This window comes from Pseudomonas sp. M5 (assembly GCF_016907075.1).
Classification (GTDB): domain Bacteria; phylum Pseudomonadota; class Gammaproteobacteria; order Pseudomonadales; family Pseudomonadaceae; genus Aquipseudomonas; species Aquipseudomonas putida_E.
Map to the genome: position 1 here is coordinate 116,379 of NZ_JAFBBH010000001.1, position 21,283 is coordinate 137,661.

Annotated in this window: 11 protein-coding genes; 3 read left to right on the plus strand and 8 right to left on the minus strand. The window is 64.5% G+C overall.

Going from position 1 to position 21,283, the window contains the following annotated elements:
- Positions 1 to 14 precede the first annotated feature (14 nt).
- The 3 genes from JOE27_RS00565 to glgB are packed head-to-tail and all read left to right on the plus strand — an operon-like array spanning position 15 to position 7,604.
- Complete coding sequence (locus JOE27_RS00565) at positions 15 to 2,033, plus strand: alpha-1,4-glucan--maltose-1-phosphate maltosyltransferase (RefSeq protein ID WP_204917541.1); 2,019 nt, start codon at positions 15 to 17, stop codon at positions 2,031 to 2,033.
- Between the two features lie 42 nt (positions 2,034 to 2,075).
- Positions 2,076 to 5,393: a maltose alpha-D-glucosyltransferase gene (treS, locus tag JOE27_RS00570; protein ID WP_204917544.1), complete on the plus strand. Its 3,318-nt coding sequence runs from the start codon at positions 2,076 to 2,078 to the stop codon at positions 5,391 to 5,393.
- On the plus strand, positions 5,394 to 7,604 hold the full coding sequence (glgB, locus tag JOE27_RS00575; protein ID WP_115275329.1) for a 1,4-alpha-glucan branching protein GlgB: 2,211 nt from the start codon (positions 5,394 to 5,396) through the stop codon (positions 7,602 to 7,604).
- Between the two features lie 56 nt (positions 7,605 to 7,660).
- Here the strand turns inward: glgB and JOE27_RS00580 are convergent, their stop codons facing one another.
- The 8 genes from JOE27_RS00580 to JOE27_RS00615 form a co-directional block, all read right to left on the minus strand.
- The gene (locus tag JOE27_RS00580) at positions 7,661 to 8,737 is read right to left on the minus strand and encodes an autotransporter outer membrane beta-barrel domain-containing protein (RefSeq protein ID WP_046787287.1); all 1,077 of its coding nucleotides are present in this window, start codon (positions 8,735 to 8,737) and stop codon (positions 7,661 to 7,663) included.
- A 419-nt stretch (positions 8,738 to 9,156) separates the two neighbouring features.
- Complete coding sequence (gene glgX / locus JOE27_RS00585; RefSeq protein WP_046787286.1) at positions 9,157 to 11,310, minus strand: glycogen debranching protein GlgX; 2,154 nt, start codon at positions 11,308 to 11,310, stop codon at positions 9,157 to 9,159.
- A gap of 144 nt (positions 11,311 to 11,454) precedes the next feature.
- Positions 11,455 to 11,739 carry a DUF2934 domain-containing protein gene (locus tag JOE27_RS00590; protein ID WP_046787285.1) on the minus strand — a complete coding sequence of 95 codons (285 nt, stop codon included), beginning with the start codon at positions 11,737 to 11,739 and terminating at the stop codon, positions 11,455 to 11,457.
- Positions 11,740 to 11,753: 14 nt separating this feature from the next.
- Positions 11,754 to 14,528: a malto-oligosyltrehalose synthase gene (locus JOE27_RS00595; RefSeq protein WP_204917546.1), complete on the minus strand. Its 2,775-nt coding sequence runs from the start codon at positions 14,526 to 14,528 to the stop codon at positions 11,754 to 11,756.
- Complete coding sequence (gene malQ / locus JOE27_RS00600) at positions 14,525 to 16,594, minus strand: 4-alpha-glucanotransferase (protein WP_119688632.1); 2,070 nt, start codon at positions 16,592 to 16,594, stop codon at positions 14,525 to 14,527. Before malQ ends, JOE27_RS00595 begins: the two co-directional genes overlap by 4 nt.
- Positions 16,591 to 18,333, minus strand: a complete 1,743-nt coding sequence (gene treZ, locus JOE27_RS00605) for a malto-oligosyltrehalose trehalohydrolase (protein WP_204917549.1) — start codon at positions 18,331 to 18,333, stop codon at positions 16,591 to 16,593. Before treZ ends, malQ begins: the two co-directional genes overlap by 4 nt.
- A gap of 14 nt (positions 18,334 to 18,347) precedes the next feature.
- Positions 18,348 to 19,907 (minus strand): glycogen synthase GlgA, encoded by a 1,560-nt coding sequence (gene glgA / locus JOE27_RS00610; RefSeq protein ID WP_115275324.1) that lies wholly within the window; start codon positions 19,905 to 19,907, stop codon positions 18,348 to 18,350.
- A 535-nt stretch (positions 19,908 to 20,442) separates the two neighbouring features.
- Positions 20,443 to 21,273 carry an alpha/beta hydrolase-fold protein gene (locus tag JOE27_RS00615; RefSeq protein ID WP_046787361.1) on the minus strand — a complete coding sequence of 277 codons (831 nt, stop codon included), beginning with the start codon at positions 21,271 to 21,273 and terminating at the stop codon, positions 20,443 to 20,445.
- Positions 21,274 to 21,283 lie beyond the last annotated feature (10 nt).

Genomic DNA, 21,283 nt, shown 5'->3' on the forward strand with positions numbered 1-21,283 from the left:
GGGAGCCAGGACCGATGTCGCGCAACGAGCCCTTCGAAAGCGTACCGATGGCGAACGATCACCCCGACCAGGCCATCAGCCTGTCCCAGGCGCTGCTGGCGCCGCGCATCGTGATCGAGGATACCCAGCCCGCACTTGACGGTGGCGGTTTCGCCGTCAAGGCCATCAGCGGCCTGCCGGTTGCAGTCAGCAGCAAGGTCTACAGCGATGGCCACGATCGCCTGGCTGTGATGCTCAAGTGGCGGCAGGCCCATGGCCGGCGCTGGCACTGCGTGCCCATGCATTCGCCGGGCAACGACCTGTGGCTGGCCGAATTCACCCCCACCGAACTCGGCCCGCACCTGTTCAGTATCGAGGCCTGGATCGATCCGTTCGCCACTTATTGCCACGACCTGGAGAAGAAGTTCCACGCCGGCGTCGACGTGAAGCTGGAACTGGAAGAGGGCCGCCAGCTGCTCGGCAAAGGCGCAGAGCGCAGCGAGGGCGAACTGCGCAAGCAGATCGAGGCACTGCAGGCTCAGTTGCCCACGTTGGCCAAGGCTGACCAGGTGGCGCTGCTGCTGGATGCGCAGGCGTCGCGCCTGATGACCGAGGCCGAGCACCGCAGCTACCTCACCTGCAGCCGCGAATTCCCGGTCGATGTCGACCGCCCGGCCGCGCAGTTCGCCAGCTGGTACGAGCTGTTCCCGCGTTCGATCACCGACAGCCCTGAGCGCCACGGTACCTTCAACGACGTGCACGAGCGTTTGCCGATGATTCGTGACATGGGCTTTGACGTGCTGTATTTCCCGCCCATTCATCCGATCGGCAAGCAGCACCGCAAGGGCCGCAACAATGCCTTGCGCGCTGAGCCCAACGACCCGGGCAGCCCCTATGCCATCGGCAGCCCCGAGGGCGGGCACGATGCCATTCACCCGCAGCTGGGCACCCGGGAGGACTTCCGCCGCCTGGTGGCCGCCGCCGCCGAGCACGGGCTGGAGATCGCCCTGGACTTCGCCATCCAGTGCTCCCAGGACCACCCGTGGCTCAAGGAACATCCCGGCTGGTTCAGCTGGCGCCCCGACGGCACCATCCGCTATGCCGAAAACCCGCCGAAGAAATACCAGGACATCGTCAACGTCGATTTCTACGCCGCTGACGCCGTGCCGTCGCTGTGGCTGGCCCTGCGCGATGTGGTGGTGGGCTGGGTCGAGGAGGGGGTAAAGACCTTCCGCGTCGACAACCCGCACACCAAACCGCTGCCATTCTGGCAATGGTTGATCGCCAATGTGCGCAGCCAGTACCCGGACGTGATCTTCCTGGCTGAAGCCTTCACCAAACCGGCGATGATGGCGCGCCTGGGCAAGGTGGGTTACGCCCAGAGCTACACCTATTTCACCTGGCGCAATACCAAACAGGAACTGCGCGAGTATTTCGAGCAGCTCAATCAGCCACCCTGGAGCCTGTGCTACCGGCCCAACTTCTTCGTCAACACGCCGGACATCAACCCGTTCTTCCTGCACACCAGTGGCCGTGCGGGGTTTCTGATCCGCGCCGCGCTGGCGACCATGGGGTCGGGGCTGTGGGGCATGTACTCGGGCTTCGAGCTGTGCGAAGGCACACCCCTGCCGGGCAAGGAAGAGTACCTGGATTCGGAGAAGTACGAGATCCGCCCGCGCGATTTCACCCAGCCCGGCAACATCATTGCCGAAATCGCCCAACTCAATCGCATCCGCCGGCAGAACCGGGCCCTGCAGACGCACCTGGGCGTGGCGTTCTTCAACTGCTGGAACGACAACATCCTGTATTTCGCCAAGCGCACGTCCGAGCGCGACAACTACATCCTGATAGCGGTCAGCCTCGACCCGCACAACGCCCAGGAGGCCAGCTTCGAACTGCCGCTGTGGGAGCTGGGGCTGGACGATGACGCCGACACCCTGGGCGAAGACCTGATGAACGGCCACCGCTGGACCTGGCATGGCAAGACCCAATGGATGCGTATCGAACCGTGGCATCAGCCATTTGGTATCTGGCGCATAGAAAAGGCCCGATAAGCCCCTGGGCGGCGCTGAACCCGCAATTGTAAGGAGTCGCACATGGCCAAGCGTTCCCGCCCGGCAGCCTTCCTCGACGACCCGCTGTGGTACAAGGACGCCGTGATCTACCAGCTGCACATCAAGTCGTTCTTCGATGCCAACAACGACGGCATCGGTGACTTCGCCGGCCTGATCAGCAAGCTCGACTACATCGCCGATCTTGGCGTCAACACCCTCTGGCTGTTGCCGTTCTACCCCTCGCCACGGCGCGACGACGGTTATGACATCGCTGAATACAAAGCCGTACATCCCGACTACGGCAGCATGGCCGATGCCAAGCGTTTCATCGCCGAGGCGCACAAGCGCGGGTTGCGGGTGATTACCGAGCTGGTCATCAACCACACCAGCGACCAGCACCCCTGGTTCCAGCGCGCCCGCCATGCCAAACGCGGCAGCAAGGCCCGCGACTTCTACGTGTGGTCGGATGACGACCAGCAATACGACGGTACGCGGATCATCTTCCTCGACACCGAGAAGTCCAACTGGACCTGGGACCCGGTGGCCGGCCAGTACTTCTGGCACCGCTTCTACTCGCACCAGCCGGACCTGAATTTCGACAACCCGCAAGTGCTCAAGGCCGTGATCGGGGTGATGCGCTTCTGGCTGGACCTGGGCGTCGACGGCTTGCGCCTGGACGCCATCCCCTACCTCATCGAGCGCGATGGTACCAACAACGAGAACCTCCCCGAGACCCACAAGGTGCTCAAGGCGATTCGTGCCGAGATCGATGCCAATTACCCCGACCGCATGCTGCTCGCCGAGGCCAATCAGTGGCCCGAGGACACGCGCCCGTACTTTGGCGAGGGCGATGGCGACGAGTGTCACATGGCCTTTCACTTCCCGTTGATGCCGCGCATGTACATGGCCTTGGCCATGGAAGACCGCTTCCCTATCACCGACATCCTGCGCCAGACCCCGGAAATTCCGGCCAATTGCCAGTGGGCCATCTTCCTGCGCAACCACGATGAGCTGACCCTGGAGATGGTCACAGATCGCGAGCGCGATTACCTGTGGAACTACTACGCCCAAGACCGTCGCGCGCGCATCAACCTGGGTATTCGCCGCCGCCTGGCGCCGTTGCTGCAACGCGACCGCCGGCGCATCGAGCTGCTCACCAGCCTGCTGCTGTCGATGCCCGGCACGCCGACCCTGTACTACGGTGACGAACTGGGTATGGGCGACAACATCTACCTGGGCGACCGTGACGGTGTGCGTACCCCCATGCAGTGGTCGCCGGACCGCAACGGCGGTTTCTCCAAGGCCGACCCGCAGCGCCTGGTACTGCCGCCGATCATGGACCCGCTGTACGGCTACCAGACTGTCAACGTCGAGGCGCAGGCCCACGACCCGCATTCGCTGCTCAACTGGAACCGCCGCCTGCTGGCGGTGCGCAACCAGCAGAAAGCCTTCGGCCGCGGCACCTTGCGTACGCTCACCCCGAGCAATCGCCGCATCCTGGCGTACATCCGCGAGTACACCGATGCCGAGGGCAACAGCGAAGTCATTCTGTGTGTTGCCAATGTGTCGCGTGCGGCGCAGGCCGCAGAACTTGAATTGTCCCAGTACGCCGACAAGGTGCCAGTGGAGATGCTCGGCGGCAGCGCCTTCCCGCCGATCGGCCAGCTGCCGTTCCTGCTGACGTTGCCGCCTTATGCCTTCTACTGGTTCTTGCTGGCAGCGCACGACCGCATGCCCAGCTGGCATGTTCAAGCTACCGAGGGGTTGCCGGAATTGACTACGCTAGTGCTGCGCAAACGCATGGAAGAGCTGCTCGAAACGCCTTCGAGCGATACATTGCAAGGCGCGATTCTGCCGCAATACCTGCCCAAACGGCGCTGGTTCGCCGGCAAGGAAGGGCCTGTCGACCAGGTGCGCCTGTGTTACGGCGTGCGCTTGGGCACCGCCACGACACCCGTGCTGCTCAGCGAAATCGAAGTGCTGGGCGATGGCGTGGCCAACCGTTACCAGTTGCCGTTCGGGCTGCTGCCTGAAGACCAGATCAGCAGCGCGTTGCCGCAACAACTGGCGCTGTCGCGGGTACGCCGTGGCCGTCAGGTGGGCCTGATCACCGATGCCTTTGTGCTCGAACCCTTCATTCGCGCTGTGCTGCGTGCCTGCCAGGACGGCCTGTGCCTGCCCTGTGGCAATGGCCAGGGCGAGTTGCGCTTCCACTGCACCGAACCGCTGGCCGGCCTGGGCCTCGATGAAGACAGCGCTGTGCGCTACCTGAGCGCCGAGCAGTCCAACAGTTCGGTAGTGGTGGGCGATCGCGTAGTGCTCAAGCTGATCCGCCGGGTCAACCCGGGGGTTCACCCGGAGCTGGAAATGAGCGCCTACCTCACCGCCGCCGGGTTCGCCAATATCTCGCCACTGCTGGCCTGGGTCAGCCGGGTGGATGAAGCGGACGCACCGCACCTGCTGATGATCGCCCAGGGTTATCTGAGTAACCAGGGCGACGCCTGGGCCTGGACCCAGAACACGCTGGAGCGGGCCATCCGCGACGAGATGGAGCCATCCAGCAACGATGGTGAAGCGCATACCGACGCACTGGCCGAGCTCAACGGTTTTGCTGCCTTGCTTGGCCAGCGTCTGGGCGAGATGCATCTGTTGCTGGCCGCCCCGACCGACGACCCCGCCTTCCGGCCGCGCAGCAGCGATGGTGAAGACAGCGAGCGCTGGGCCCAACAGATCAGCAGCGAGCTCTGCCATGCCCTGGACTTGCTGGCGCAGCACCGCGACAACCTGGACAACGACAGCCAGGCGTTGGTCGACGACCTGCAACAGCAACGTGAAGGCCTTGCCCAGCACATCGCAAACCTGGCCAGGCAGGCCCAGGGTGGCCTGCTGATGCGGGTTCACGGCGATCTGCACCTGGGTCAGGTGCTGGTGGTGCAAGGGGATGCCTACCTCATCGATTTCGAAGGCGAGCCTTCGCGTGCGCTGCAAGAGCGGCGGGCCAAGCACAGCCCGTACAAGGATGTCAGCGGCGTGTTGCGATCCTTCGACTATGCTGCTGCGATGATCCTGCGCAGCGCCTCGGCGGTAGACGCTTCCGAGGCGGCACGGCAGGCTCGTCAGCGGGTCGCCCGGCAGTACCTGCACCAGTCGCGCCACGCCTTCGTCGAAGCCTATGGCCTGGCCACCGCCGCCATGCCTCACGCCTGGCAACAGGCCGAGGGCGAACGCGCCGCACTGGAACTGTTCTGCCTGGAAAAGGCCGCCTACGAGATTACTTATGAAGCCGAAAACCGGCCAAGTTGGCTGGCCGTGCCTTTGCATGGCTTGCATGGATTGATCAGTACCTGGGGAGAGTCATAGATGAATGCAACCACGCGTGATAACGGTGGCCTTCGGCAGCGGGAGCTCGATGCCCTTGCCCGCGCCGAGCACGCCGATCCTTTTGCAGTACTTGGCCCCCATGGCGATGGCGCGGGCGGGCTGTGGGTCCGCGCCTACCTGCCAACTGCCCTGAGCGCCCGGGTGCTGGCCCGCGATGACGGGCGTGTGCTTGCCGAAATGCAGCAGGGCAGCTTGCCCGGGCTGTTCACCGCGCACCTGGATGATGCACAGCCGTACCTGCTGCAGATCGTCTGGGCCGGTGGCGAGCAAGTGACCGAAGACCCGTATAGCTTCGGCCCGCAATTGGGCGACATGGACCTGCACCTGTTTGCCGAGGGCAACCACCGCGACCTGTCCGGGCGCTTCGGCGCCCAGCCCATTGAGGTCGACGGCGTCCATGGCGTGTGCTTTTCGGTATGGGCGCCCAATGCGCGGCGCGTGTCGGTGGTGGGCGACTTCAACAATTGGGACGGCCGTCGTCACCCGATGCGCCTACGGCACAGTGCCGGGGTGTGGGAACTGTTCGTGCCGCGCCTGGGCGTAGGCGAAACCTACAAATTCGAGGTGCTGGGCAAGGAGGGCGTGCTGCCGCTGAAGGCCGACCCGCTTGCCCGCGCCACTGAGCTGCCGCCCAGCACCGCATCGAAGGTGGCCGGCGAACTCAGCCATTCATGGCAAGACCAGGAGTGGATGGAACACCGCGCCCAGCGCCATGCCTACAGTGCGCCGCTGTCGATCTATGAACTGCACCCAGGCTCCTGGCAGTGCGAGCTGGATGACCTGGGTGAAGTGTCACGCTTCTACAATTGGCGCGAACTGGCCGAGCGCCTGGTGCCCTATGTGCAGAAGCTCAACTTCACCCACATCGAGTTGCTGCCGATCATGGAGCATCCGTTCGGTGGCTCCTGGGGCTACCAGCCCTTGTCGATGTTCGCGCCGACCTCGCGCTACGGCACGCCAGAAGACTTTGCCGCGTTCATCGACGCCTGCCACCAGGGCGGTATCGGTGTGATTCTCGACTGGGTGCCGGCGCATTTCCCTACGGACGAGCATGGCCTGGCGCGCTTCGACGGCACCGCTCTTTACGAGTACGACAACCCCCTGGAGGGCTTCCACCAGGACTGGAACACGTTGATCTACAACCTGGGCCGCAACGAAGTACGCGGTTTCATGCTGGCTTCGGCACTGCACTGGCTCAAGCACTTCCATATCGATGGCTTGCGGGTCGATGCGGTGGCCTCGATGCTGTACCGCGACTATTCGCGCAAGGCTGGCGAATGGGTGCCCAACCGCCATGGTGGGCGCGAGAACCTGGAGGCCATCGATTTCATCCGCCACCTCAACGGTGTGGCCGCCCATGAAGCGCCGGGCGCGCTGATCATCGCCGAAGAATCCACTGCCTGGCCGGGTGTCAGCCAGCCCACCCAGCAAGGTGGCCTGGGCTTCGCCTACAAGTGGAACATGGGCTGGATGCACGACACCCTGCACTACATCCAGAACGACCCGGTGCACCGCAGCTATCACCACAACGAGATGAGCTTCGGCCTGATCTATGCCTATTCCGAACATTTCATCCTGCCCATTTCCCACGATGAAGTGGTGCACGGCAAGCATTCGCTGATCGACAAGATGCCCGGTGATCGTTGGCAGAAGTTCGCCAACCTACGGGCTTACCTGACCTTCATGTGGACTCACCCGGGCAAGAAGCTGTTGTTCATGGGCTGTGAGTTCGGCCAATGGCGGGAATGGAACCATGACCACCAGTTGGACTGGTACCTGCTGCAGTACCCCGAGCACCAGGGCGTGCAACGCCTGGTGGGTGACTTGAACCGGCTGTACCGTGACCTGCCGGCATTGCATGAGCAAGATTGCCAGCCGCAAGGTTTCCAGTGGCTGATCGGTGATGACGCGCAAAACTGTGTGTATGCCTGGCTGCGCTGGAGCAGCAACGGTGAGCCATTGCTGGTGGTGGCCAACTTCACCCCGGTACCGCGCGAGGGGTATCGGATTGGTGTGCCGTTCGGTGAGCGCTGGCAAGAGCTGCTCAACAGCGACGCCGAGTTGTATGCCGGGTCGAATGTGGGCAACCTGGGCGCGGTGGAGAGTGACGAGGTCGCCAGCCACGGGCAACCGCTTTCGCTGGCCCTGAACCTGCCGCCGCTGGGTGTACTGGTGATGAAACCCGCCTGATCCTTGGGCCTGAGTTGGCCTCTTGGCGGGCTTGTCCCGCGAAGAGGCCACACTGATCACCAGCGCATCCTGACCCCCAGGCTGCCGATCAACCCATTCAGATCGTTGTCATCCACATCACTGCTGTAATCGGCACTGACAAACAACGCCATGGAAGGTGTCACCCGCGCCACCAGGCCCAACCCCAGTTCCACCGTGGTCGAATAGCGCGAGCCGGATATCTTGTCGACCTGGTCCAGCTTGACCTCGTCGGCATCGCTGAAGTCATACCAGACGTTGGTCCGCACATAGGGTTCGATGGGCATGCCCCGCACTTCGTAGCGCCCGGACAACTTGGCACCGACCCGGCCGCTCCAGGTTGGCTGGCTGTCGAACGCCTGCAGCGTCTCTTCCTGCACCTGGTTGCCAGGGAAGAACTGCTGGTTGATCAACTGTGCCTGGGGTTCGATCACCCAACTGCCACCCAGGCGGATCGGGTACCCCCCCTCCACGGAAAACGTCATCGCATGGCCGCTGTCGTTCACCCGCTGGCCCGTCTCGCCCCGGCCCAGCACATCGATGCGCGTGCCCATGGCTACAGCGTCCACGTGCCAGCCCTGATCATGGGTCATGCTCCAGTACACCCCCAGGCTCTCGCCGCTGAGGTTCACTGCATTGCGCTGCTTGTCGCCGAGCATCACACGGCTGCCCTTCAAGCTGCTTTGCAGATTGTTATGCCCCACGAAAATGCCCGCGCGGTGCACATTGCCGCCGCTGGTTTCACGCACGAACAGGTCCGGGCCAATCGTCAGTTGCTGGCTGGGTGCTTCCAGCTGCTCGGGGGCCTGCGCACCCGGGCGAGGTGTGCCCGGGAAAAACTGCGCCCATTGGCTGGCTATCAGGTCGGGCGCCAGCGGGCCATGGCGTTCGGCCATCTTGTTGCTGAAGGCTGTCAGTGTACCCAGGCTCAGGCCGCTGGCGCTGACGGGGTCAAGCGACAGCTGAGCCATTGCCGGCTGCTGCAGGAACAGGGGGGAGCTGGGGTCGTCCAGCAATGGGGAGGCGAAGGTTTCCACCGGGGTTGCCAGAAGCATCGACGTGGAAACCGCGTAGAAAATACGGTCGAAGCGCAACGGGTTCGAGGTGCTTTTCATGGCGGATCTCCTGTGTTTTTGTTGTACAGCCCAAGGACCTGGCCTGTTGTCACGAGCTGTACGGCTAAACACAGGGCGACCCAAACCAGTACGCCAGCTTTCTCAAGCACGCACGAAGGCGCGAGCTAAAGGCCCGGCGCAATTTTTTTACGACTAGATAATCTTTAGCTAAGGAGAGGTAAGGGCTTGCGTCAAGAAAGTGTTAAACAGGCGGGGAGCTTCAGGGCGCAGAGTTAACACCATGATTTCTGGCGAAAACACTACGCGCATAGCTGCGTTCGCTATTTCCTGCACCCTGGCTATGCCGAAACATTGCTAGCGCCGCTGTTACGCCGGGTGCGAGCCGTGCGTCCAAGGTGGCCAGGCGCAGCCCGGCCCTGAGATCCGTTCGGTCCAGGGCCGGTTGAGCCAACCCCGGTTCAGTCCTCCTCGCGCTGCAGCACCATCAGCAGCAACGAGCGCCCCTGGACCTGGAACGTGCTGTCGAATGGCAAGTGTTGCCCTTTGCGCAGTTCCGGCCGGTCGGTGTCCACCAGGCAGCTCCAGTAGTCACCGTCCGGTACCGTCGGCAGCAGGAACGGCACCACATCGTGGTGCGCATTGACGATCAGCAGCACCGTCGCCTCCGAACCCGGCCGGGCGATGCCGCTGACCTGGGCGCGGCCGTCGATCAGCATGCCCAGGCAGCGCCCATGCGGGTCTTCCCACTGCTCCACACTCATCTCGCTGCCGTCGGGCGCCAGCCAGGTCACGTCCTTGACCCCGATCGCCTCGTTGTAGTCGCCGACCAGAAAGCGTGAGCGGCGCAGCACCGGGTAGGCCAGGCGCAGGCGGGTCAGGCGCTTGACGAAGGCCAGCAGGCCTTTGCCTTCTTCGTCCAGGTCCCAGTTGACCCAGCCGATCTCGCTGTCCTGGCAGTAGGCATTGTTGTTGCCGTGCTGGGTGCGGCTGAACTCGTCGCCAGCGACGATCATAGGGGTGCCTTGGGCCAGCAGCAGGGTGGCGAAGAAGTTGCGCATCTGGCGCATGCGCAGGGCATTGATTTCAGGGTCGTCGGTGGGCCCTTCCGCGCCGCAGTTCCACGACAGGTTGTTGTCGGTACCGTCCTGGTTGTTCTCGTCGTTGTCTTCGTTGTGTTTGCCGTTGTACGACACCAGGTCGCGCAGGGTGAAACCGTCGTGGGCAGTGACGAAGTTGACCGAGGCATAAGGGCGCCGGCCGCGGTTGTTGAACATGTCGCCCGAGGCGGTCATGCGCGAGGCGAAGTCGGCCAGCTGGCCTTCGTCGCCTTTCCAGAACGCGCGCACGGTGTCGCGGAAGCGGTCGTTCCATTCCGCCCAGCCCGGTGCGAAGTTGCCCACCTGATAGCCGCCTGGGCCGCAGTCCCATGGCTCGGCGATCAGCTTGACCTGGCTGAGCATCGGGTCCTGACGACAGGCGACGAGGAACCCGTGGCGTTCGCTGTAGCCGTCGTGGTAACGGCCCAGGATGGTCGCCAGGTCGAAGCGGAAGCCGTCCACGTGCATCTCGCCAGCCCAGTAGCGCAGCGAGTCGGTCACCAGTTGCAGCACGCACGGGTGGCTGAGGTCCAGGGTGTTGCCGGTGCCGGAATCGTTGATGTAATAGCGTTTGTCATCGGGCATCAGCCGGTAGTACGAGGCATTGTCGATACCGCGCATGGACAGCGTCGGGCCACGCTCGTTGCCCTCGGCGGTGTGGTTGTAGACCACATCGAGGATCACTTCGAGGCCGGCGTCGTGCAGGTGCGCGACCATTTCCTTGAACTCGGCGATCTTGCCGCTGGCCAGGTAACGCGGGTGCGGGGCGAAGAAGGCGATGCTGTTGTAGCCCCAGTAGTTGTTCAGGCCTTTGTCCAGCAGGTGCTGGTCATTGACGAAAGCGTGGATCGGCAACAGTTCGATGCTTGAAACGCCAAGGTCCTTGATGTGCTTGAGCAACTCGTCGTTGGCAAGGCCGGCGAACGTGCCGCGCAGTTTTTCCGGCACGGCAGGGTGGCGCATGCTGATGCCGCGGGCATGCGCTTCATAGAGGATGGTGCGCTCCCAGGGGATCTGTACGCGCTGGTCGCGGCCCCAGGTGAAGGCCGGGTCGATGACTTTGCATTTGGGTACGAAGGGCGCGCTGTCGCGCTCGTCGAACGACAGGTCGCCGTCGGGATGGCCGATGGTGTAGCCGAACAGTGCCTCGGACCATTTCAGGCTGCCGACCAGTTGCTTGGCGTAGGGGTCGATCAGCAGTTTGTTGGGGTTGAAGCGGTGGCCGTTCTCTGGCTCGTAGGGGCCGTAGACACGGTAGCCGTATACCAGGCCTGGGTGGGCGTCTGGCAGGTAGCCGTGGTAGATCTCGTCGGTGTACTCCGGCAGCTCGATGCGCTCGAGTTCCTGCTCGCCTGTGGAGTCGAACAGGCACAGCTCGACTTTGGTGGCGTTGGCTGAGAACAGGGCGAAGTTGACCCCCAGCCCATCCCAGGTGGCGCCGAGCGGGAAGGGCATGCCCTCGCGCAGGCGGGATGGTGCGATGGAGCGGGTTTTCTTGGGAATGCGGGGGCTCATGGCGGTCCTCGGATGGCCGTAGGGAAGGGGGCGGATGGTCCTTCAGTCGCGGCCCCATCGCCGGCAAGCCGGCTCCCACCGCAATCCCAGGGTCTTTGAGATCTTTGTGGGAACCGGCTTGCCGGCGATAGGGCCGGGACCGGCTTAGCCGGCAGCCGGCTTCTTCACCGTCTTGGGCTTTTTCGCAGCGGCCGGTTTCACCCCTGGCAGCGCCGCAGCCTTGGGCTCGGCAGGTGCTTTTGGCGCCGCCGCGACCTTGGGCTTGGCGGCGGCCTTCTTGCGCGGCGCAGCCTTGGGCGCCAGTGCCTCGGCCTCGGCCAGCTTGCGGGCCATGTCCCAGTGGCGCTCTTCCTCGCCTACAGGCTTACCTTCAGACTCCCAGATCTGGTAGGCAAATTCGCGAATACGTTTTTCATCGACACTCATCATGACGCTCCTGATGCTCAAGATTGTTGTATCAACACATTGACCGGAAATTCCGACAGCACGGCGCTCAACATCAGCTCCTTTGAAGGGCTGACCACCGCGCTTGGGAAAAGTCCCATCGAGTTGGCAGGCGACAAGGCAAACGGCAGAATCACCCGGGTGTCGTCCCAGTTCTGTGCCGGGATCCACGGTGTAGCAGCGCCGCCCAACAGGCCGCTGGCCAGGCGCGGGGCGACGACGATGGCGCGGTGTTCCTCACCCAGCCGGGCAAAGGCCACGACCTTGTCGGCATGGCGGCCCTGCACGTTCAGCGGCAGGTAGGCACCGCGGCGGAACAGCTCGGCGTGGGCCTGCCGGCAATCCAGCAGCCGCGCCAGCAGCGCCTGCTTGATGCGGCCGTCGCGCCAGTGCGCCAGCAGCTCTGCCACGGGCAGAGCGTCGTCCAGCGTGCGACGCCTGCAAGCGTAGTCCACGGGGCGGCGGTTGTCGGGGTCGACCAGGCTGAAATCCCAGTACTCATTGCCCTGGTAAAGGTCTGGCACGCCGGGCACGGTGCTGCGCAGCAAGGCCTGGACCAGGCCATTGAGGGCGCCGGGGGTGGCGATCGACTGCGCCGCGTCGGCCAGGGACTGGCGTAACTGCTGGTTCTCGCGGCCGAGTAACAGGCCATCGACATAGGCGGCGCAGGCGGCCTCGTAGGCTTCGTTCGGCGCGTTCCAGCTGCTGCGCAGCTTGGCTTCGCGCAGCGCCTTCTGCTGCCATTGGCGGATGCGCCCGGCATAGTGCTGCAGGGCGTTATCGTCGTGCAGGTCAAGGTCCAGGGGCCAACTGCCCAACAGCGTCTGCAACAGCAGCAACTCGTCGCCCGGGCTCGGCGCAACGCCGTCGTCCAGCTGTTCACGCAGCGGAGCAGCCAGCTCGCGCCAGTGCTCCACGCGGCTGGCGAACCAGGGGCCGCGTTCGCTCAGCACGGCCAGCCGCGCGCGGGTGTCTTCGCCGCGTTTGTGGTCATGGGTGGCGGTGGCCAGCAGGTTGTCGGGGAAGTCGCGCAGGCGGCGCTGGGCCTCGTTGTGGAAGTGTTCGGGGCCGGCACTGAAGCGCTCGGCCTCGAAGCCTACGTCATTGCGCGACAGCAGGCGGGCCGAGCGATAGAAGGTGGTGTCCTCCACGGCTTTGGCGGCGCTGGGCGCGGTGAGCTGTTGAAAGCGCACGCAGGCATGGCGCAGGTGCTTGCGCGGCCGGCCGGGGGGCAGTGCGCGCCATGCCTGGCCGCCGAGCCATTGTTCAAGCTGCTCGAGCAGCGGCCAATCGGCTTCGCTGAGGTCGTGGCGGGCATTGGCCAAGGCCTGCTGGAAGAATTTCTCGTCTTCGGCCGGGCGGCCGCAGGCATTGAAATACGTGCGGTACACCGGGTAGTGGGCAACCAGCGCCTGCAACGCGCGGCGGATCGCCCCAAGGGTCAGGTCGCGGGTCATCAAGTCGTCGCGCGCGACGTGCAGCAGCGCCTGGGCCACCGACTCGCAGTCGCCGGCCAGGCTGGCATTGAGCACCAGGTAGCGGGCCTGGCGGACTTCCTCCGGAAAGTCCGGGCGCTCGCTGACAGTGGCCCACAGCTCGGTCAACGGCGCTTCGCCGGCGGGGTCGTGCTGCAGCAGCGAGACCTGGTTCATGAACTCGTAGCCGGTGGTACCGTCGGTGAGCCAGTCGCGATGCAGGTGTTCATCGGTGCCGAGAATCTTCTCGACGTAGATCGGGAAATGCTCAAGCGCCGCATTGAGGGGGCGCCTGGCAAGCAGACCGTCGACCCGCCGGCGCAGCTTGCGGCAATAGCCGCGTGGGTCGGCCAGGCCGTCGATATGATCGATACGCAGGCCATCGACCAACCCTCGCTCAATCAGCTCGAACAGCTTGGCATGGGTCGCCTCGAATACCACCGAGCGCTCTACGCGCAGACCGCCCAGCTCGTTGATGTCGAAGAAACGCCGCCAGTTGATGTCGTCGGCGGCAGTGCGCCAGCTGGCCAGGCGGTAGGTTTGGCGTTCCAGCAGCAGGTGCAGGCGTTTGAAGCCGCTTTCGGTGCGGCTGTCGAAGGCGAGCAGTGCAGACTGCAGGTCGGCGCCCTCGCGCACCAGGCGGGCCAGTTCGGCTTGCACCGGCAAAGCCGCTGCCAGCGGGTCGGCTGCATCGTTCAGTGCGGTGAAGTGCTCGGCCAGGCGCTGCAGGGCAGGCTCGGGGCTCAGGGAAAGAATCCAGCCATAGTCAACCGGGCAGATCGGGAAGCGGTGCTCGTAATGGGCCACCTGCAGCACGCCGTGTTGCTCGTCGAACTCCAGCGGAATTTCGCCATTTTTCAGCGCCGCGCCATAGTCACAGCCCAAAAACGGCAGCAATAGCTGGCCGGCCAGCAGGGGGTCGCTGGAGTGCCACTGGATATCGAAGAACTCGGCGTAGGGGCTGCGCCGGCCCCACGCCAGCAAGCTCTGCCACCAGGGGTTGTCGGCGCCGCCGACGGCCATGTGGTTGGAGACGGTGTCCAGGATCAGGCCCATGCCGTGCTGGCGCAAGGCGGCCACCAGTCGCTCCAGGGCGGCCTCGCCACCGAGCTCCGGGTTGACCTGGGTCGGGTCGACCACATCGTAACCGTGGCGCGAGCCGGCGCGGGCCTTGAGGATCGGCGAGGCATACAGGTGGCTGATGCCCAGCTGGGCAAAGTAGGGCACCAGCGGCAGTGCATGGTCGAGGGTGAAATCGCTGTGCAACTGCAGACGCAGGGTGGCGGACAACGGCTTCATCGGTCACGCTCCCAGGCTTGTTCGCGGGCCTGGGCCAACAGCTCCAGGCGGCGCGCGGCATCTTCATCGTCGAGCAGTTCGCGCACCGGGGGCGCGAACCGCCGGCGCCAGTTGGGGTGGCCTTCGGTCGTGCCAGGGAGGTTGGGTTGCTCTTCACTGCCGAGCAGGTCTTCGAGCGGGATCAGCACCAGCGGTGCGCGGGTGTGACCAACGTAACGGATGGCAGCATCGATCAAGTGGTCGTTGTCCTTTAGTGGGCCGTAATTGGCTTGCAGGGTGCGGCGCAGGCCGTCACGCTCTTTCTGTCGCGCCTGGCGCCAGTGCAGCTCGGTGGCGTCATCGATCAGTTGCAGGCGCTGGCTCCAGTCGATGTCGCGGCTTTGCAGCCAGCCGGCCAAGGGCGCCAGGTCGTGGGTGCCGGTGGTGGCCAAGGCTTTGTCCGGCCAGTCGAGAATCGGCGTGAAGTGGCCGGGCTGGGCCTGCTCGAAAGGCAGCACGCGCATGCCCAGCACGGCCTTGTCCGCCAGTTGTTCGCGCAGGCCTTCAGGCACGGTGCCCAGGTCTTCACCAAGGATGATTGCCTGGTGCCGCACCGACTCCAGGGCCAGCAGGCGCAGCAGGTCCTCCAGCGGATACTGCAGGTAGGCCCCTTCGTCGGGCTTGCAGCCACGGGGGATCAGCCACAGGCGGCGCAGGCCCATCACATGGTCGATGCGCAGGCCGCCGGCATGGGCCAGGTTGGCCCGCAGCATTTCGATGAAGGCGCGGTAGCCATTGCGTTTGAGGCCTTCGGGCGAGAACGCGCAGATGCCCCAGTCCTGTCCGCTGCGGTTGAGGATGTCCGGCGGGGCGCCAACCTTCAGGTTGGCCAGCAACTCGTCCTGGCGGCTCCAGGCCTGGCTGCCGGCACCGTCGGCGCCCACCGCCAGGTCGGCGATCAGGCCGACCGCCATGCCGTTGCCACGGGCGGCTTCCTGCGCGCGCTGCAGGCTGCGCTCGGTCAGCCACTGGCAGAACGCATGGAACTCGACCTTGGCGGGATACGCGCTGGCGAAGGCCTCCACTTCTGGGTGATAGGGGTCGTGCCAGGCGCTCGGCCAGTTGCGCCAGTCGGCGCCCAGGCCGTCGTCCACGGCTTGTGCCTGCAGCACTTCAAAGCGGCAGTGGTGCTCCAGCGCCTGGCCACCGGCCTCGCGGAAGCTCTCGAAGTCTTTGCGCAGGGGGTGATCAGCCTGGATGAAATTCTGGTACAGGGCGTCGAGCAGGCGCAGGCGGGCGTCGGCGGCGCGTGGCCAGTCGACCAGCGGGCGTTGCTCGAGGTCTTCCAGGGTTTGCTCCAGGCCACAGGCCACGACGGCCATGCGCACGGCACGTTCACCGAGCACGGCAGCGGGGCTGGCATACAAGGGGTTGAGCAGCAGGCGGCTGGAGGGTGAGTAGGGGCTGTAGTGTTGCTGGTCGAACGCCGACAGGGCGTGGATCGGGCTGATGGCGAGGGCGTCGGCACCACGCTCTGCGGCGCTGCGCGCCAGTTGCTCCAGGGCCAGGCAGTCGCCGTAGCCGCCATCACCTGGGCGGCGCAGGCTGTAAAGCTGCACCGCAATGCCCCAGCAGCGCGGTGGCGGCTGTTCGACAGCGTCCTCCAGGCTGTGGCAACGCAGCGGCGCCACGGCCACTGTGAAAGTACGGCCATCGATATCGACGCGGTGATAGCCCAAGGGCAATGCGCCAGGCAGTTGTGCCTGGTTGTCGAGGGTCAGGTCGAGCTGGCTGTGGTCTTCCAGGGTGCAGCGGGCGGCGCTGCCTGCGCTGAAGTAGCGCGCCAGTGCCAGTGGCCGGCCCAGGTCGGCAGTCAATAGCGGCGGTAAGTGTTCGCTGTCTTCGGCGGCGTCCACGGCGCGCAGGCTGTCCTGGAGGGCGCGGTCGTCACTGGCCGGGTGGCCAAGCGCTTCAAGGACCTTGCGCAGCACGTCGTCGCTGACCTGTTGTGGCCTGTTGTTGGCGTCGATCCAGTCGCGGGCCAGCCCTACGCGGGCGGCCAGGCGGTGTAATGCAGTTTCACTCATGGGCGCTCCTGGCCAGGTGCAAGCAGGCTGACCACGCAGCTGTACGCAGACAGTGCGGTGTCGGGGTGCGTGGTATCGCTACTGTCGAACAGGCGGTGTTCGGCTGCGGGCAGTTCGACCGGCTGTGGCGTGGCGGCCAGGTTCAGGTCGATGCGCAGGGTGTTGCCATTGCCCAGGCGCCAGCGTGCGGTCAGTGCCTTGTCGCCCAGCACGTCGGTGCCCAGCGCACGGCTGCCAGGCAGGTACGGTATGACATGGCGCCGGCGCAGCTCGAGCAGTTGCTGATAAAGGCCGTGCCAGCCGGCGATGACTTCCTGACGCTGTGGCCGTGAGGCCTGGAATGTCTGCTCGGCATTGGGGTCGGGGATGCGCTCGCGCTGCTCGGGATCGGCAAAGGCGGTGAAGTGGGCGAATTCGCCACGCCGACCCTCGCGCACGGCATCGGCCAGCTCGTCATGGAAGTCGGTGAAGAACAGAAACGGCCGGCAACTGCCATCCTCGTCACCCATGAACAACAGCGGGATCATCGGCGACAGCAGCAACAGGCCGGTAGCGGCGCGCAGGGCAGGGACCGGGCACAGGCGTGTCAGGCGTTCGCCCAGGGCGCGGTTGCCGATCTGGTCGTGGTTTTGCAGAAACAGTACGAACGAGCTGGGCTCAAGGTGGCCACTTGGTTCGCCGCGCGGGTGACCATGGCGGTTGGCCTGGCCCTGGAACACGAACCCTTCGGACAGGCAGCGGGCCAGCTTGTTGATCGGCAGGTCCTGGTAGTCGGCGTAGTACCCTTCGGTTTCACCCGTGAGTAGCACGTGCAGCGCATTGTGGCCATCGTCGTTCCACTGGGCGTCGAAGCCCTGTTCCAGCAGGAACGCCTGATTGTGCTCATTCTCCAGCATCAGCCACACCTGGCGGCCAGGCTCCACCGCAGCGCGTACCCGTTGCGCCAGCTCGACCAGGAAGTCGGGCTGGTCGATGGCATGCACTGCATCCAGGCGCAGGCCGTCGCAGCGGTAGTCGCACAGCCACATCAGAGCGTTCTGGATGAAGAACTCACGCACCTCTGGCCGGCGGAAGTCGATGGCTGCGCCCCAGGGCGTCTGCCGGTCCTCACGGAAGAACGGGCTGGCGTACTGGTGCAGGTAGTTGCCGTGCGGCCCAAAGTGGTTGTAGACCACGTCCACCACTACCATCAGGCCCTGGCCGTGGGCGTTATCGACCAGCGCGCACAATTGCTCAGGGCTGCCATAGCTGTGTTGCGGCGCGAATGGCAGCACGCCGTCGTAGCCCCAGTTACGCTCGCCAGGGAACTGCCCCAGCGGCATCAGCTCGATGGCGCTGATGCCAAGCTCTGCCAGGCGCGGCAGATGCCGGGCGACCCCAGGGTAGCCCTCGAGCACGCCGACGTGCAGTTCCTGAATCACCGCTTCGTGCCAAGGGCGGCCTCGCCAGGGGTGTTGCCAGGCGTAAGCCTGGGTATCGACCACCTGGCTCGGGCCCTGCACGCCTTCGGGCTGGTAGCGCGAAGCCGGGTCGGCCACCCGCAGCTCGCCGTCGATGCGATAGTGGTAACGGTCACTGGCCTGGCACGGGGCAACGCCGGTATACCAGCCATCTGCGTCGGGCAGCAGCTCGATCGGCGGCTGCTGCTCCAGTTCCAAGCTCACGCTGCGCGCATCCGGCGCCCATAGGGCGAAGCGCGCCGACGTGGCGTCCAGTAGGTGTGCGCCATGCCTGTGCATCTTCGATTCCCCGCTCAGTAGTGGCTCAACTGTGCCTGTTTGACCAGGTCCTCGTAGAGGCGGGCGTAGGGTTCGACCGCCTGGCACCAGTTGAACGGCTGGGTCATCGACAGGCAGCGCATGGCGTTGAGCAGGTTTTTCTTGCCGTAGACATAGAAGGCACGGCTCAGCGCTTCGCGGTAACTCTCCACGGTCGACTCATCGAACAGGAAACCGGTGACGCCATTCTCGATCGTGTCGGCCAGGCCTCCGGTGTTGCGCGCTACGGGCAGTGAGCCAAAACGCTGCGCATACATCTGGCTCAGGCCGCAGGGCTCGTAGCGTGATGGCATCAGCAGGAAGTCGCTGCCGGCGAACATCCGCCGCGCATCGGTTTCGTTGAAGCCGATACGCACGCCGATGCGGCCGGGATGGCGCAGGGCCAGCTCGCGCATGGCCTGCTCTTCTTCAGGCTCGCCACGGCCGATGATCGCGATCTGCCCGCCCTGTTCGACGATGTAGTCGGCCACGCCCAAGGTCAGGTCCAGGCCTTTCTGGAACACCAGCCGCGAGACTACGGCGAACAGTGGCCCTTCGCTTGGCTCGAGTTCGAACAGGCGGCGGACTGCTTCGGCATTGCGCGCCTTGCCATCCCAGTCGTTGATGCTGAAGTTGTGCTGCAGATGCTGGTCGGTGGCCGAATCCCAGCTTTCGTCGATGCCATTGGGGATGCCGCCGAGCAGGCCTTGCTGGGCCTTGCTGGCGAGGAAGCCATCCAGGCCGCAGCCGAATTCCGGCGTGGTGATTTCGCGGGCGTAAGTGGCACTGACGGTGGTGATGTGGCTGGAGTAGGCCAGGCCGGCCTTGAGGAAGGACAGCTTGCCGTAGAACTCCATGCCTTCCTGCTGCATGGCATGGTCAGGGATCGCCAGCTCCGGGCTGCAGGCGCGGCTGTACACACCTTGGTAGGCCAGGTTGTGAATGGTGAACAAGGTCGGGGTGCTCAGGCCGCGCCAGTGCATGTAGGCCGGGGCCAGGCCTGCGGGCCAGTCATGGGCGTGCACCACTTCGGGCTTCCAGTGGATCTTGCCTTCACCGGCGGCAATCTCGGCCGCGGCAAGGCCAAGGCGGGCGAAGCGGATGTGGTTGTCGGGCCAGTCGCGACCGTTGTTGGCACCATAGGGTGTGCCGTCGCGCTGGTACAGCTCAGGGCAGATCAGCACGTAGATGACCAAGCCGTCCGCCATGTCCATGCGGCCGATCTTGCACGGCGGCAGGGCCGCATGGCCGCCGAGTTCGCCGACGATATGAATGGGGTTGTCGCTTTCCATCACCTGGCTGTAGCCGGGGATCAGCACACGGACATCGTGCAGGTGCGCCAATGCCCGCGGCAGTGCTGCCGAAACGTCACCCAGGCCGCCGGTCTTGATCAGGTCGGCAATTTCGGAGGTGACGAACAGGATCTTGCGTTTGTTGGGGTTGTGCTGGCGCTGGGCGCCGGGTGCCTTGACTGTCGTGGCGAAATCCGGGGTGAGCGGTTCGCGGTTTTCCGGTTTGAATGAATCTACGTGAGGTTCGACAGCGGCACTGATCATACTTCTCTCCGTCCCTATGGTGTGGCCGAGTGCTGGCACCCGTTTGCTTTATTTCGTGCTGGTTATCTCTGTTTCGTGTCTTCGTAGTGCGGTCCTTGCCCCAAGGTCGTGCGCGCAGGCACGGCGCGATCGGCATTCCCGCCGAAAGCGTTTGGTCTGGAAGGAGTGAGCGGGCTGCAGCGAGGGGTATCCCATTGCTTTGGCCTACTTAAAGTTCCTGACCCGTCGCCTTTTGCAAAAGTTCGACTTTTTTCATGTCGCCTCTTCCCTGAGCAAATCGCGGGCCGAAAGCTGAGTGTAGGAGACCGGAAGTAAAAAAGGTGACCCACTGGTCACTTTCGTTATGACGCGAGATAGACGCAAACGTTGGCGTGTGTCATCGCTTTGAGAAGGGGTGTTCCAAGAGAGGGCGCAGGCAAAATTCGGGGGGCCATTTTGTGGCGAAAAAGGGTGTATGCACCGTTAGGGTGCACGGTGGGGCTTACCCATTTTGGCCTTCTCGCAGGTCGATCTGCGAAAAGGCCGACACCTGCAGCTAGAACCTGCGGGTACTGATCAACTCATCCAGGACCCGTGTCGGCACCCTGAACGGCACCGACATGTGATCTTCCCCAGCCTCGAGCTGGAAATCACTGCGCAGCCCATACTGCGACAGTGCCTCCAGGCGCAATTGCAGGGCCCGGGCATCCTGAATCTCCTGGGGCATCTCGCGGTCACCGATCAACAGCGTAAGGCTGCTATGGGTCAGGTCCAGTTGCCCGGCGTGGGCACGCTGCATGAATGTCCGCTCATGGGCCATCAGGTAGCGGTCACGCCACCACAGGCTCGGGCTGATGGCGATCACGTGCTGGAACAGTTGCGGTCGGGTAAACAGCGCATACACGCCGAACATGCCACCGAACGAATGCCCGACCAGGCTGCGCTGGTCCTGATCGACCTTGAAACGGGCATTGACCTTTGGCATCAGGCGTTTTTCGATGAAGTCCAGGAACAGGTCCTGGCCACCTTGGGGTGGTTTGTTGCGCTCGGCAGGTTGCGGTGGCGACAAGTCGAAGGCGCGGCGTTCGAAGTCCAATGGGGTGTCGCTGGGATAGCCGATGGCGACCAGTATCGCGCCGCGCAGCCGGTCCTGAGCGCGCTTGGCGGCATGAAACGCCGGGAAGTAGGCGTTGCCGTCAAGCAGGTAGATCACCGGGTAGCCGCCGGTCCAGGGCACATCGCCCTCCGGCAGGCTGATCATGATCCGGTATTCGCGGCCCTCGGCACTTTTCATCGACCATTGCTCGGTGCCGTCCAGCGTTACCGGCGCGGCGTGGGCCAGGCTGGCAAGCAGTGCAGTGCCCAGCCAGATCATCAATGTGCGCATGTTCATCCCC

Coding starts and splice junctions, on each gene's coding strand:
- glgB (WP_115275329.1), top strand. CDS start 5,394: ATGAATGCAACCACGCGTGATAACGGTGGCCTTCGGCAGCGGGAGCTC.
- glgA (WP_115275324.1), bottom strand. CDS start 19,907: ATGATCAGTGCCGCTGTCGAACCTCACGTAGATTCATTCAAACCGGAA.
- JOE27_RS00565 (WP_204917541.1), top strand. CDS start 15: ATGTCGCGCAACGAGCCCTTCGAAAGCGTACCGATGGCGAACGATCAC.
- JOE27_RS00615 (WP_046787361.1), bottom strand. CDS start 21,273: ATGCGCACATTGATGATCTGGCTGGGCACTGCACTGCTTGCCAGCCTG.
- JOE27_RS00595 (WP_204917546.1), bottom strand. CDS start 14,528: ATGAAGCCGTTGTCCGCCACCCTGCGTCTGCAGTTGCACAGCGATTTC.
- JOE27_RS00590 (WP_046787285.1), bottom strand. CDS start 11,739: ATGATGAGTGTCGATGAAAAACGTATTCGCGAATTTGCCTACCAGATC.
- JOE27_RS00580 (WP_046787287.1), bottom strand. CDS start 8,737: ATGAAAAGCACCTCGAACCCGTTGCGCTTCGACCGTATTTTCTACGCG.
- treS (WP_204917544.1), top strand. CDS start 2,076: ATGGCCAAGCGTTCCCGCCCGGCAGCCTTCCTCGACGACCCGCTGTGG.
- treZ (WP_204917549.1), bottom strand. CDS start 18,333: ATGCACAGGCATGGCGCACACCTACTGGACGCCACGTCGGCGCGCTTC.
- glgX (WP_046787286.1), bottom strand. CDS start 11,310: ATGAGCCCCCGCATTCCCAAGAAAACCCGCTCCATCGCACCATCCCGC.
- malQ (WP_119688632.1), bottom strand. CDS start 16,594: ATGAGTGAAACTGCATTACACCGCCTGGCCGCCCGCGTAGGGCTGGCC.